Origin of the sequence: Chengkuizengella sediminis, from assembly GCF_010078385.1 — a bacterium.
Taxonomy (GTDB): domain Bacteria; phylum Bacillota; class Bacilli; order Paenibacillales; family KCTC-33759; genus Chengkuizengella; species Chengkuizengella sediminis.
Map to the genome: position 1 here is coordinate 167,663 of NZ_SIJC01000003.1, position 14,424 is coordinate 182,086.

Consider the following 14,424-nt stretch of genomic DNA (forward strand, 5'->3'; position numbering starts at 1 on the left):
ACTCCAGCCTATCTAATTAAAATGATTATACCCTTTTTTATGTATTTTTTTTATATTACCGTATCGGTCTTTCATCTGTACACCTTTTTGAGTTACGACTTCTCCTATAATGAAAAATGGGATCCCATGTTGTTGAAAGCGACTATGTAGCTCAATCACATTCGCTTTTGAAGCCGTTCCAAGCAATTGATAGTCCTCCCCACCATACAAAATCCAATCTATGGGGTTCTTACCAGTGGAATGACCATACTCCTTTAATTTGGGATGTACAGGTAACTTCACTTCATCTAATAAAATCCCTACATTAGAAGCCTCACTAATCTCCTCAGCTTCACTTGATAGTCCGTCGCTGACATCATTTAAGGAATGACATCGTTTAGATATTGAAAGAATGCGACCTGCTTTAATTTGAGGCGTTGGTCTTCTATGCTCTTGTACAAGTAGACGAAAGTTCATAGGAATTTGATCAAGGGTGAGTTGTTTTTGTTTCGCTGCCAATAAGTAATCCAATCCTGCGGCTGAGCACCCTAAATAACCAGTGGTGAAAACTAAATCATTCACCTTCGCATTTGAACGTAACAGGGCCTGATTTGACTCAACCTCCCCAATTACAGTAATTGAGAGATTTAAATGTTTGGGTGATTTGGTTGTATCACCACCTATAACTGCAATCTCAAATTGATTTGCACATGCATAAAGTCCTTTATATATTTTTTTTAATCGAAGGGTAGAATAGTGCTTAGGTATGCTTAAAGAAATGAGCGCATACTTTGGTACAGCTCCCATTGCAGCTACATCACTTAAATTGGAAGCCAGCGCTTTATAGCCAACATCTTCATCTAACATCGTATATGAATTGAAATGAATCGTTTCCACCATCGTATCACAGCTCATTACAAGCTGCGAACCTTTACGGGTTTGTACAACAGCAGCATCATCCCCTATACCATTTATGACACCCAGTTTATGTTGAAAATGTTTGGATTGTTTTTTATAATTTAAAGATTGAATTAATGCAAATTCATCTAATGAACTCAAGGAAATCACCTACTAACTAAACATTCATGTTTCTTGCTGCCTCTAATTATAAATAAAACATCCCGAAAAGTGTAGTTATGATAAAACTTACAACCAAATTAGGTTGGGTGTGTATAATGGATTTGTACAGCTAAAGGAGATGTGTAGTGGAATGTATTTAGATTATCTTCACAAAAGAGTAACCGTATAGTAGATAGACCATTAGGTTCAAAACATCCAAATTTTGATGTTTATTATTCTGTAAATTATGGATATATCGAAGGTACTATGGCTGGTGATGGTGAGGAAACAAATTAAAAAGATGTTGCATTTTCAAGAGCAATATTTTGATAGTGAAGTCTTCTTTGTTAAATAGACTACCTATCGGTGCCCTTTCGAAGATTTAAAAGCAAAAAATAAAGGGAAATGAGGGTCTTATATGTGATAAAACAGACTACTTTTGTAAAATAACGGTAATCAATGGTCTTATTTCAATGATTTCACTCCAAAATATCATGAAAAAACCATTTTCAGCTAAAATAAGACCCTCAAATCCCGCTATTTTCAAAAAAATATGGAAAATACATAAATAAGACCCTCAAATCCCGCTATTTTCAAAGTTAGATGTCATGATTCCCTCATTCGGGATTCTATAACTGTCAATCAAGCGCCAAAGAATGACCATCTATCTGAAGAAGTTCAGAAGTTCCTATTACAGCGAACCGAATTCTGATCCACATCGCCGATATTCAAAATATGTTGAATATATAAGTTACTAAGAAATCCTTCTTCGGATAAGTATTGCTTTAACGAGTTTACTTATTGCAGTTCTTTTAATTTTGTGATTTCTACGGTTTCTTGTTCATTTGGGTTATTTACTTCGTGAATACTTGCGCAGTTGTTTACCTGATCAACCTTATCAATCCATATTTCCTTTCCATTTAAGTACACATTAATTTTTGCTTCTGAATCAAATATCTCCTGTGCTCTTTCTATATCCATACTAAACCTCCTAGATCAACGATTATTGTCCGTGCTGTGTAACAAGAAGACTTAGTCCCTCATTCACCGAAAGATTTTTCTTTAATATCATTCTTTTCATCATCCATTGTATCCGTTGTTGATTCATCGATGAGTCCATTTTGCTGGGTCACTTGTCCCCCACCTAACCCTTCGTTCACCATGCGATCAATATCCATAAAATGATTTTCTCTTCCTTCATTTTGTTCTTCATTACTTTCAGTTTGATTTTTTTTAGTCAAAATAATTTACCTCCCTTTATTTAAATGAATGGGATGCCCATTCGTTATATACGATGTATATTTATCAAGCAATCCCTTGTTTAAATGATACCCACTCCCCTTTATTTTTATCATCAAATTAGAAACCACACTGATACGGTTAATTTTATTTCGCAATGTAAATAATGAGTAAAAGAATAATGAAAATTCGCAGACTAACGAACTTTTAAGGTGATGACTTAAATAACCATAATAGCAAATAGAGGAGGAATGTTTAATGCATACAATGTGGAAAGGAGCCATAAGCTTCGGACTTGTACATGTGCCAGTCAAAATGTTCTCAGCAACGGAAGATAAAAGTATATCTATGAGGTATATTCACAAAAATTGTGGAACCCCACTCAGTTATGTTCGAAAATGTAAACATTGTGATGAAGAAGTAGAATGGGAGTCAATAACAAAAGGATACGAATATGAAAAAGGGAAGTTTGTTCTTTTCGAAAAAGAAGAGTTAGAGCAGCTTGATTCTGAAACAACAAAAGAAATACAGATTCTGGATTTTGTGCAATTAGAGGAAATCGACCCCATTTATTTTCAAAAAACGTATTATTTATCACCTGGAGAAACGGGTTCAAATGCGTATTCTCTGTTGTTAGAAGCGATGAAGGAAAGTGGGAAAATAGGAATTGCTAAAATCTCTATTCGTTCTAAAAGCAGTCTTGCAGCTTTAAGAGTAATAGACAAATGTATCACGCTGGAAACCATCTATTATCCTGATGAAATTCGAGCCGTTGAAAAAATTCCTAATCTTCCTGAAAATGTAAACGTCAAAGAAAACGAATTATCTATGGCTAAAATGCTAATTGAACAATTAACTAAACCTTTTGAACCTGAAAAATATCACGATGATTACAGAGGTCAGTTATTAGAGTTAATTGAAAGTAAAGTTTCTGGAGAAGAGATCAAAATTGCACCGAAACAGCAAACTGCTGACGTCATTGATTTGATGACAGCTCTACAAGCCAGTTTAAATGCAATGGATACAGGGGATCAATCACAAAGCAAAAAAGCATCTAAAAAAACAAAACCAAAAAAAACAGAAACAGTTTCTTAACAAATGAAGGAAAGCTTTATGACGATACAGCTTCCAAAAAAACCAATGTCACCCATCTTAAATGAACAGATCCCTTTAGGAGATGAGTGGGGTTACCAACTTAAATGGGATGGAGTCAGAATTTTAACTTTCATTCAGGATGGAAAAGTAAATCTTTACTCTAAAAAATTAACCGTTAAAAATGATACGTACCCAGAGATTGTACAACTCTTTAGTACTTCAGTTTTCCAATCCAATCTTCAGACAAAAGAGAAAGATTCAATTTTACTTGATGGAGAAGTGATTGTTTTTGATCAAGAGACTCAAAAACCTAATTTTCAAAAAGTCTTACAAAGAGAAAAAAACAAAAGTGGGATCATACAAAACAAATACCCTGTTTCTTATGTTCTTTTTGATCTGCTCTATCTCGATGGTATAGATTGGAGAAAAAAAACTTACATGGAACGTTATCAGAAGCTGAAAACACTTTTTAATGAAACCACTACCTCCCTTTTTGTTACAGATTTATTTGATGATGGTCAAGTTTTATGGGATTGGGTCAATACGCATCAATGGGAGGGTATTGTCAGTAAAAGATTAAGCAGTTCTTATCAAGAAGGGAAAAAACATAACGACTGGTTTAAGAAAAAAACGAACTTATCCTTTGACGTTGAAATCGCAGCAATCACAACCAAAGGAAAGCTGCTTTCAAGTTTAGTCATGGTACGAGAGGGATACTATTTTGGAAAGGTTTCCTCGGGATTAAATCAACAATGGAAAGAAGCTCTTCTATTATATTCGAAATTACATCAGTCAAATGATCCCACATTCATTTCTTTGCCTATAGATTTAAAAGGGGATCATATTGTATGGTTGAAGAAACCTTTTCCGTGTAAAGTCAAAGGATTAGAAATTACATCTTCTGGGGTATTACGTCACCCTCAAATTGAGTACATTGATATCAATAAATTGTATTAGTTTAATGGAGGGAAGTTCATGTCTAATGTAACAGAAAAAGTACCTTTGATGGTAGAAGGCCATGAGATCCTTATTTCAAATCCAAGCAAACCTTTATGGCCAAACATTCAGAAAATCGAATATTTACATAAGTTAATACTGTTAGCTCCTTTCCTCCTGAAATATTGTAAAAGTAGATATTTAACTACGATAAGATTTCCACATGGATATAATGATAAGACTTTTTTCTATCAAAAAAATTGTCCTGAGCCGACCCCTGATTTTGTAAAAACAGCAAATTTACATAATATTCAGTATGTAAACTTGGATAACGTAGCTACTTTATTATGGCTAGGTAATTTAGCATGCCTAGAATTTCATCCCTCCTTTCATTACATTAATCAATCCTTACCCGTCGAGTGGGTTATAGATATCGACCCCTCTATGGAAAATGAACCTAGATTAATAGATGCGGTCCTTTTCATTGGCGAGCTTCTGGACAGGCTGCATATTCAATCTATACCTAAAACCTCTGGAGCAACTGGGATCCAAATCGTAATCCCTATTGAACAAAAATATAGCTTTGATCAACTAAGGAAAATTGGACAGTTTATTAGCGAATACTTAGTCCAAAAACATCCAAACTTATTTACCATTGAACGACTCAAAAAAAATAGAAAGCAGCTCATTTATATTGATTATTTACAACATTGTCAAGGGAAAACATTAGCTGCCCCCTATACACCAAGAGCCCGAGAGCATGCCCCTGTATCTACCCCACTTCACTGGCATGAAATCAATAAAGATTTACATCCTTCGGATTTCAATCTTTTAAATATCGAGAATCGCTTAAAAAAAGAAGGAGACATCATACAAAAGGTTAAACCTCAACAGCTTAACCATTTATTAGATTACCTATCCAACTAATACATATTGTAGTGATATTTGGAGAAAATACTTTCATAACCCGTAACTTACTACTGTTTTGGCAAAATTGGGGGAAGTTAGTATGATTCTTTCTAATAAAAAAAAGAAAAAAAAGCAAGAGAAATCTTATTTAGATTATTCATTCCTTGAAGAATTAAAAGGGGTATTTATCTCACCAGAACTTGAAACGAATAAAAAAATGCTTGAAGAATATTTCAAAGATTGTTCTGATGTCATCATCAAATCGTTTCAAATTGGAAATGGAGTTGATAATGATGAAATTGATGCCCTCGCCATCTCTGTAGATGGGATGATAGATAACGATTTAATGACAGAAGCTATGAAATCATTGATGGAAAACAAAGTAGAGATATCTGACATTTCACAAATCAAAGAATCCATAATCCCATTTGCAGAAGTAAAAGAAAAAAACAATTTTTCTGATTTCATGTTAAGTGTATTAAATGGGGATTTAGGCATTCTTATCGATAAAAATACTAAATCTCTCTTAGTGAGCATGCGTGGTTTTAAAACACGTACGATTTCAGAACCAGAAACGGAATCATCCATTCGTGGTCCTAGAGAAGGGTTTATTGAAAACCTTCGTGTGAATACTTCGATGATTCGAAGAAAGTTAAAAACACCACATTTAAAAACAAAAGCTTATCAAATAGGGAAATATAGCTGTACTGATGTTTCTCTAGTTTATATCGATAACATCATAGATCCTAATCTGATTAAGGAAGTAGATCGAAGATTAAACATGATCGATATGGATGGAGTTCTTGAAAGTGGATATATTGAGGAACAAATCCAAGATAATATATATTCACCCTTTCCACAATTTAGATATTCAGAAAGGCCAGATACTGTCGCAGCTGCTTTATTACAAGGAAAGTTTGCTATTATCGTGGATGGTACACCTAATGTTTTAATTGCACCCACCGTATTTTTGAATTTAATCCAAGCAAGTGAGGATTATTATGAAAGATTTATAGTAGCTACATCCATTCGCTGGCTTCGTTTTTTATTCCTATTTCTTGCGCTGACAACACCAGCATTTTATATCGCCTTTACAACCTATCATCAAGATATAATTCCAACTACTTTGTTGCTAAGTATTATAGCAGCACACGAAGCGATTCCATTTCCAGCGATTGTAGAAGCTTTAATTATGGAGGTCACATTTGAGGCATTAAGAGAAGCCAGTGTTCGATTACCCAAAACCATCGGTCAGGCTGTAAGTATTTTGGGTGCATTGGTTGTAGGTCAAGCTGCTGTAGAAGCAGGTATAGTCTCAGCCCCTATGGTTATCGTTGTATCTGTGACTGGGATTGCATCCTTTACTATCCCTACTTTTAACACGGGTATAGCCATACGTTTATTACGATTTCCAATTATGTTTGCAGCCTCTTTATTTGGTATTTTTGGTATTTTTATGAGTCTGCTGCTGTTATTAGGACATTTAGGAAATTTAAAATCCTTTGGCGTGCCGTATTTAACCCCTTTGGCACCTTTGAGAATAAAAGATTTAAAAGATACGGTAGTCGCTGCTCCGTGGCCTTTTATGACTGAACGTCCTGAATATGTAACCGTTCAAGATAAAAAACGAATGGGTACTCAATTGATGAAAAATGTTGAAAAAGATGGTGGCATCAAAAACAAAAACGCTGAGGAAGTAGGAGATCCGGGTGAATAAAAAAATACAACTTCTCATTTTTTCACTCTTAATCGATTGTTTATTGCTTACCGGATGTTGGGATCGTATCGAACTAAATGATATCGCCGTTGCCCTAGCTACTGCCGTTGATCTAGAAGAGGAACATGTTTATCGTACAACCGTACAATATGCATTACCTGGTAAAATGGGAGCATCTCAAACCACAGGATCTGGGGGTGGGGCTGAAGATAATATTGCTTATATTGATTCAGATCTTGGAAAGACACTTCGAGAAGCAGTAACTAAAATGCAAGCAAGAATGTCACAACGAATCACATTTTCCCATCGACGAGTATTAATCGTAAGTGAAGAACTGGCTAGAAACGGAATTAGAGATATGTTTGATACAACAGCACGTACAGCCAGTAATCGACTATCCGCATATATTATTGTTGCGAAAGGAAAAGCTTATGATCTATTGAAGGCTGAACCGCAGTTTGAACGATTCTCTGGAGAAAACATATTGTATTTAGCGGAAGCCAGAGGGGTAATTAAAGTAAATATGAGGCAAGCGGCACAAGCAATGAGCCCTATAGGCAGTGATACGATCCTATCCTATATGACAGTGAAGAAATCACAACTTTCTAACGACCCTTCAAAAGAAATTGAGTTTGTAGGCTATGCACAATTTCAAGATGATAAAATGGTTGGAACGTTCGAAGGTGAAGAAGCACATGGTTTAATGTGGTTAAAAGATGAAATAAGCCCTTATACTACAATATTAAAAATAGAAGAAAATAAGTATGCATCCGTTAATGTTAAAAATGGGAACGTAAAAATTAAGCCTAAGCTTAATGATGATCATGTTGAATATGCAATTGATATTGAAATTAATGCAAATTTAATTGAGGACTTTACTAGATCTGATATTACGAATAATAAAACGCAAGAAGTACTTAGCAAAAGTCTTGAAGAACACATCGATGGAGCAATCCATAGTGCAATCAAAGTTATACAAGAGAACAAGGGTGACTCAGCTCAATTAGGTTTATTATTACAACGCCACCATCCAAAACAATGGCGGGAAAAATATGAGGACAATTGGTATGAAGAATTAGCAAAAGCCAAATTTTCAATCCAAATCAAAGCTAATATTACAGATGCTGGATTAGTATCAGAAAACATTACAAATAGAGTTAAGGCGGAAGAATCAAAATGAGCAGTATTATTAAAATCATCTTGTTTCTATTGTATTTATTAACAATATCTTTTGATATAAAGTATCTCAAATCAATCAAACGATCTGAGAAAATCATTTTATTGAGTTTAAATTTATTTGTACTCAGTTTTATGGTCATGAGATATTTGTATACTGATATCCCAATGCCTTTAGATTTCTTTATCAATCATGTCTCACCTTGGATTCATAAATGGGCTCATTCTGAAAATTAAGGAGTATATGAACTGATGGATCAACGACAAATTATTAGTCCTTCACAATTATCTTGGCTTGCAACCGTCATTATTTTCACTAGCAGTCAGACTTTTTTCCCAAGAGAAGCGCTTTATATTTCGGGTCATAATGGTTGGATTGCTTATACTGTACCTCTTTTTTATGCATTGTTTATTACATTTATATTTTACGAATTGTCTAAAAGATTCCCCGAAAAAAATATATTTGAAATCTCACAACAAATTTTAGGTAAAGTTATGGGGGGGATTATAAACTTCATTATTTTAGCTTATATTTGGATATCATTGATACGCAATATTGCTATTTTGACTGCATTTATGGACAGCTCTATTTTAATTTCAACCCCCATTTATATTATTGGGATCATCATAACTCTCATGATCATTTACTATGGAAAAATGAGTTATGAAGTAAGTGCACGTGTAAATGAATTAACTTTTTTATTGTTTATTGGAATGGCATTCACGATGCCACTTATGTTAATAGGAGACATTCAACCTGAAAGATTACTTCCTATTTTAGCGAAAGGCATAGATGGATTCGTAAAATCAAACACTTTAACTATTGGATGGTTTGGAGACATTTTTATTTTAGGCGCTTTTTTACATGCACTTTCTGTTCCTAAGCAAATTCATGCAGCCATCAGATTTGGTTTAATAAACGCTACTTTTATCTTAACCTTAGTTATGGTTTTAACGATTACTGTTTTGGGACCTAATATTGGGAGTAAAGCGACTTATCCTATTTATCTTTTAGCAGAACAAATTCATTTTACAGATTTTTTGGAACGATTGGAAATTATTATGGTTACAGCGTATACTTTTTCGTTTATGTTAAATATGATTTTTATGTTTATCGCAGGTTTAATCGGACTAAGCAGTTATACAAATCGAAAAGACTATCGAATCTATTCTACATCTGTTGGTTGGTTTCTCTATATGTTTAAAGTTCTATCTTTTTCAAGTATTACAGAGCTGTATATTTTTTCAAGTTACAGCAGTGTTGTAATCACCTTAGTTCTTCAAGTCCCTATTTTAATCATATTGTTGGTTTTTTCTAGAAGAAAGAAGTTTAAAAAGAAACAATCTAATATCGTCAAAAAAGAGCATAAGTATGCTCGTCGTTGGCGTTGGTCAACAAATGGACTCATATTGATGGGCATTCTTTTCATATTTTTTGGGATACTGTTTGGCAGAGATTTTTCTATTTGTGGGCTTATTGCTGGGATTGGTTTCGCATTATGTTTGACTAGTGCACTAGTCACTTCATTCATGGAAATGATAAAATGCAACAAATTAAGACAAAATAGTACATAAAATTTAAACTTTTTTATTTTAAAAGCAGGTTTTTTGGTTCTTATGTAGAATAATAACCACAGAAATATTTTTTCATGTGAGAAAAACTTACAAAAGACCATTTAAAGGAAGAGCAAAGGAGTTACGTATGAAGAAATTATTACAATATAAGTGGAAAAAAAAGAAATTCACCTTCATTATTTTACATGATGCCAGTCGTTCAACCATTCAATTTAAAATGATGGATTTAATTTTATATAGTATCCCCATCTTCCTTGGCATACTTATCTTGGCTACTTTCGCCCTTTTCACACTTCATCAAAGCACTTTGCTAAAGTACGATCGATTACAGACTTCTTTCGAAGTAAGTGAATCCGACTATGTTAAGATGGTTGCTCAAAAAGATCAAACGATCGAAAGTAAAGATGAAACCATTGAACAATTACAAAATAATTTAATTAGTTTATCAGAACAAACCCAAGAAATAGAAACAAAACTAAATGAGTTAGAAAAATTTGAAAATGACATAAAAAAAATCACGGGTGTTGACTCCACTGCGCTTGCAAATCCATCTAACATGACATTGGAAAAGGAAGTTGTCACTGCAGCATCACCAGTTTCTGTTCTACATAACAATAATAAACAAGTGCTTATAGGTACTGGTGGGTATCTTGTTCCTGTACATAATGATTCTCTAAAAAACGTTGCAACAAATACATCTGAAAATCTAATCGCTTTAAATAAAAATGTGGAATCCATGTTAGTTAGTTTATCGGACACAAAGGAAGATATAGTAGAATATCAACAGTTATTAAATATTACACCTTCAATTTGGCCTACAAACCATCAAAAAATCACATCTACTTTTGGTTATCGAAGAGATCCTTTTACTAATGCTCTTAGCTTCCACACAGGTTTAGACATTGGAGCCTACTACAATGATCCAGTTTATGCAGCAGCTGATGGAACCATTAGTTATACAGGTTATGATCGTATTTATGGAAATCAAATTACCATCAATCATTCCAATGGTGTGATCACTAGATATATGCATTTAAATAAAATATTATTGCAATCTGGTCAACAGGTTAAAAAAGGACAAAAGATTGGATTGGTAGGTTCAACAGGACGAAGTACAGGACCACATCTTCATTATGAAATAGTTAAAAATGGCGAGAGACAAAATCCGTTAGATTTCATTCAATAATCTCAATATAACTTTATTTCTACCTTAGAAGGGATGATGTATTTTGTTTAAAGGTAACAAAATGAAAACCATGGATCCAAATAAAACAGATACTTTAATTGGAGAAGGATCCATTTTTGAAGGGAATATAAAATCAGAAGCAAGCATTCGCATTGATGGTAAAATCGTAGGAGACATATATAGTGAAGGTGACGTCATTATCGGAGAAAATGGTGTAGCCCTTTCAAATATCAATGCTCGTAATACAACTGTTTTAGGTAAAATTGAAGGAAATGTAGAAACAAAGAAGCTGCAAATCTCATCTACAGGTAAAGTCCATGGCAATATTTCTATATCTATCTTAACAATTGAAGATGGAGGAGAATTTGAGGGGAACAGCAAAATGAATGTAGATCAAAGTACAACAGAAATTAAAAATGAATTGAAAGAAGAAAAAAAGAAGAATGTACCTGCTTAATTAAGTTTCATAAAAATATATAAATACTGAAAGTATAAACGTCGACCAAGCTAATTGGCCGACGCTTTTCAAGTTTAATCCTCTATTCTATTAACTAACTTTTTATTTGAAAATTATAATTTTATCTACTTTTTACTAATAAATCAACTGCTTCTTTTACTAGTTTGCTCGTATCATTTCCTTTTTCTTGTTCTTCTAAAATGCAGTCCTCCAAGTTCACTGCTACGATATAAGCAATCGCTTTATCTGCAGCACTTCTCACTGCTGATAGTTGACTGACCACATCCTTACAAGGCTTACCCTCTTCCATCATATTTAAAACGCCTCGAACTTGTCCTTCTAAACGTTTTAATCTTCTTTTGACATCTTCTCCATATTCCATCTTAAAACCCCCTTCAATGACTCATACATGTATAGGTATACTATCATGAGTAGATGAATGAAACAAGGATTTATAACCACAATAGAAATTCCAAAATATGCAGTAGCATCGTTGTTTCCTAGTCCATTAAGTCACCTTTTCTAACTTTCCTGAAGAAAGATCAAATACATATCCAACGATTTCAACATCAGTTCCATACTTAATATAAACGGGATGTTTCTTTAGATTTTCAATTTGATTTAACACATTTAATTTGGATAACTCAAAGGAAGTTATAGAATCACATACATGTTTACTTGGTACGTTTTTTTGAATTTCTGAAATCCATAAATGGAATCCATCGTCTTTTTGTATTTTTTCCTGTTCTTGATTCATTTCACATGCGGCTTGGATTCCTCCACAATGAGTATGACCTTCGATGAGTATATTTTTTACCTTTAAATATTTTAGCGCGTAATATAACCCCGCTGAAAAACTATGATCGTCCTCTACAACTTGATTGGCTACATTGCGATGAACAAACAAATGTCCTAATGGCATATTTGCTGTTACAGAAGGACTAACACGAGAATCACTACAAGCCAACACAAAATATTCAGGAGATTGACCTTTCGCTAATTTATCAAAGTACGCAGGATTTTGTTGTAATATCTCTGTGACAAACTGCTCATTTTGCTTTGTTAAGTTAGTCTCAGATGAAATCATATTTTGTTCACCTTCTCTTGTCATCTCTCATCACCCGATTTGTAAAACATGTTGTAATGATGGATGTTTAATATTTTGTCCATATTTCTCATACCAACCTGCTTTTTGAATTAAATCTTTAATCGGTCCTTTCATACCTACAATGAGAAATTGAATTCCAGCGCTTTGATAATTGTCCATGATTTTTTCTAACTCATCAATTGAAACTGCATCGATATCATTTACAGCACTGAAATCAAGAATAATTCGAGTTATATTTGTTTTTTTAGACATTTCATCACTAATTTTTTTTTCAATGAATCCGACATTTGCAAAATAAATAGAAGCATCAATTCTAAAAATCAAGGTATTTTTAAAGGTTTTCGCTTCAGGATAGCGTTTAATATTTCGAAAGACTTCTGTTTTCTCAATATAACCTAGTTCAGCAATGTGTGGATATGCACTTCTCCAAATAAAAACAAGTAAAGAAAACGCTGCTCCGATTAATATTCCCTCTTCTATCCCTAACATTAATGTAAATATAAAAGTAATGATCAAGGTCAATCCATCCATCTTTTTCACCTTAAATAAATGTTTTGCTTCCTTTATATCAATTAAACCAAACACGGCTACCATGATGATGGCTGCCAAAACAGCATTTGGTAAATAATAAAATAACGGTGTAAAAAATAATAAAGTAACAATAATGAGTACTGCTGTGATGATAGATGCTAAACCTGTTCGAGCTCCTGCTTGATAGTTAACAGCAGATCGTGAAAAACCACCTGTCACTGGATATGCTGAGAAAAAAGAACCGACGATATTTGCTAAACCTAATCCATTTAACTCTTGGTTCGAATTAATTTTATACTTTTCTTTTGCAGCTATCGCTTTAGCAACAGCAATAGATTCCATAAAGCCTACAAAAGAGATCGTTAATGCAATTGGGAGTAAAGCTACAATCGAATCCATATTAAACGCTGGAAGTGAAAAACTCGGAATCCCTTTTGGAACCTCCCCAACAATTTTCACACCTTGATCATATAATTTTAAAAAATATACTAATAACGTACTTACCAAAACAACTACTAATGGAGCAGGAAATCGTGGCAGTTTTTTCTTGAAAAAAAGTAAAGTGAGAATGCTGCCAATCCCAATTAAAAATGTAATCACATTGATTTCACTGATTCTCTGCGCTGCTTCAAACAAAGTATGAAATATCGTTTCACCAGTATCCAAATTGATGCCTAACAAATTTTTTAACTGACTTAAACCAATAATTAAAGCCGCAGCAGATGTAAAACCACTAACTACTGCATGGGATAAAAAATTAACGATAAAACCTAATTTGAATAAGCCCATACTGAACTGAATGATCCCTATCATAAACATTAGTAAAAAAACATATGACAAATATTCTTCAGTACCTGGTTCAGCTAAAGCAGATACACCAGATAAAACAAGAAGCGAAACCATAGCTACTGGGCCCACTGCTAGTTGTTTCGAAGATCCCATAATCGCATAAATAAAAAGTGGGATGGTAGATGCGTACAAACCAATGACCGGAGGCAAACCTGCAATCATGGCATATGCCATCGCTTGCGGTATTAACATAATGGCAACAATTAAACCAGCGGATACATCTCCCTTAAGGTCTTGTTTATTGTAATTTTGAATCCAATCCATTGCTGGAATGGTTTTTTTTAACATTTTCCACCCTCCCTTCTCCTATTTCTACTTACTTTTTTATTAATGGCTTCATATGAACGCATATGAAGCCATCCCAATTACCTTTTTCGAATCCAAAATTTAAACAATCCATCCTCTTCCGTTGACTCCAACAACTCATGCCCAGTTGATTTTGCCCACGCTGCCAAATCATTTTTAGCCCCTTTATCTGTAGCATGAATTTCTAAAATATCACCTGATTGTAACTCCTCTATCATTTTTTTCGTTTTTACGATCGGCATGGGACACGCTAAACCTTTAGCGTCTAATATTTTTGTTGCATTCATGTTCTTTTCTCTCCT

Annotated in this window: 15 protein-coding genes; 8 read left to right on the top strand and 7 right to left on the bottom strand. The window is 33.8% G+C overall.

Annotated features, from left to right (window positions below; genetic code table 11):
- Positions 1–12 precede the first annotated feature (12 nt).
- From thiL to EPK97_RS08035, 3 genes are all read right to left on the bottom strand, one after another.
- Positions 13–1,038 carry a thiamine-phosphate kinase gene (thiL, locus tag EPK97_RS08025; RefSeq protein ID WP_162036105.1) on the bottom strand — a complete coding sequence of 342 codons (1,026 nt, stop codon included), beginning with the start codon at positions 1,036–1,038 and terminating at the stop codon, positions 13–15.
- A 798-nt stretch (positions 1,039–1,836) separates the two neighbouring features.
- Complete coding sequence (locus EPK97_RS08030; protein WP_162036106.1) at positions 1,837–2,019, bottom strand: H-type small acid-soluble spore protein; 183 nt, start codon at positions 2,017–2,019, stop codon at positions 1,837–1,839.
- 59 nt (positions 2,020–2,078) lie between these two features.
- Entirely contained in the window at positions 2,079–2,279 is a 201-nt protein-coding gene (locus tag EPK97_RS08035) for a hypothetical protein (RefSeq protein ID WP_170295490.1), read from the bottom strand.
- Between the two features lie 256 nt (positions 2,280–2,535).
- Here EPK97_RS08035 and ku point away from each other — a divergent pair, with 256 nt between their 5' ends.
- From ku to EPK97_RS08075, 8 genes are all read left to right on the top strand, one after another.
- Positions 2,536–3,372, top strand: coding sequence for a non-homologous end joining protein Ku (ku, locus tag EPK97_RS08040; protein ID WP_162036107.1), 837 nt, complete (start codon positions 2,536–2,538; stop codon positions 3,370–3,372).
- Between the two features lie 18 nt (positions 3,373–3,390).
- Positions 3,391–4,329 (top strand): ATP-dependent DNA ligase, encoded by a 939-nt coding sequence (locus EPK97_RS08045; protein WP_162036108.1) that lies wholly within the window; start codon positions 3,391–3,393, stop codon positions 4,327–4,329.
- An 18-nt stretch (positions 4,330–4,347) separates the two neighbouring features.
- Positions 4,348–5,235 carry a non-homologous end-joining DNA ligase gene (ligD, locus tag EPK97_RS08050; RefSeq protein WP_162036109.1) on the top strand — a complete coding sequence of 296 codons (888 nt, stop codon included), beginning with the start codon at positions 4,348–4,350 and terminating at the stop codon, positions 5,233–5,235.
- Between the two features lie 82 nt (positions 5,236–5,317).
- Complete coding sequence (locus EPK97_RS08055; RefSeq protein ID WP_162036110.1) at positions 5,318–6,934, top strand: spore germination protein; 1,617 nt, start codon at positions 5,318–5,320, stop codon at positions 6,932–6,934.
- Positions 6,927–8,114 carry a Ger(x)C family spore germination protein gene (locus EPK97_RS08060; RefSeq protein ID WP_162036111.1) on the top strand — a complete coding sequence of 396 codons (1,188 nt, stop codon included), beginning with the start codon at positions 6,927–6,929 and terminating at the stop codon, positions 8,112–8,114. Before EPK97_RS08055 ends, EPK97_RS08060 begins: the two co-directional genes overlap by 8 nt.
- 248 nt (positions 8,115–8,362) lie before the next feature.
- Complete coding sequence (locus EPK97_RS08065) at positions 8,363–9,685, top strand: GerAB/ArcD/ProY family transporter (protein WP_162036112.1); 1,323 nt, start codon at positions 8,363–8,365, stop codon at positions 9,683–9,685.
- A 127-nt stretch (positions 9,686–9,812) separates the two neighbouring features.
- Positions 9,813–10,871: a M23 family metallopeptidase gene (locus EPK97_RS08070; protein ID WP_162036113.1), complete on the top strand. Its 1,059-nt coding sequence runs from the start codon at positions 9,813–9,815 to the stop codon at positions 10,869–10,871.
- A gap of 43 nt (positions 10,872–10,914) precedes the next feature.
- A complete protein-coding gene (locus EPK97_RS08075; RefSeq protein ID WP_240903734.1) occupies positions 10,915–11,328 on the top strand; it encodes a bactofilin family protein in 414 nt (137 codons plus the stop codon).
- A 121-nt stretch (positions 11,329–11,449) separates the two neighbouring features.
- On the opposite strand, the gene EPK97_RS08080 is transcribed toward EPK97_RS08075, so the two are convergent.
- From EPK97_RS08080 to EPK97_RS08095, 4 genes are all read right to left on the bottom strand, one after another.
- The gene (locus tag EPK97_RS08080; RefSeq protein ID WP_162036114.1) at positions 11,450–11,710 is read right to left on the bottom strand and encodes a metal-sensitive transcriptional regulator; all 261 of its coding nucleotides are present in this window, start codon (positions 11,708–11,710) and stop codon (positions 11,450–11,452) included.
- 126 nt (positions 11,711–11,836) lie between these two features.
- Complete coding sequence (locus EPK97_RS08085; RefSeq protein ID WP_240903735.1) at positions 11,837–12,439, bottom strand: carbonic anhydrase; 603 nt, start codon at positions 12,437–12,439, stop codon at positions 11,837–11,839.
- Positions 12,440–12,445: 6 nt separating this feature from the next.
- Positions 12,446–14,104, bottom strand: coding sequence for a SulP family inorganic anion transporter (locus EPK97_RS08090; RefSeq protein WP_162036115.1), 1,659 nt, complete (start codon positions 14,102–14,104; stop codon positions 12,446–12,448).
- A gap of 77 nt (positions 14,105–14,181) precedes the next feature.
- Complete coding sequence (locus EPK97_RS08095; RefSeq protein WP_162036116.1) at positions 14,182–14,409, bottom strand: sulfurtransferase TusA family protein; 228 nt, start codon at positions 14,407–14,409, stop codon at positions 14,182–14,184.
- Between the last annotated feature and the right edge of the window lie 15 nt (positions 14,410–14,424).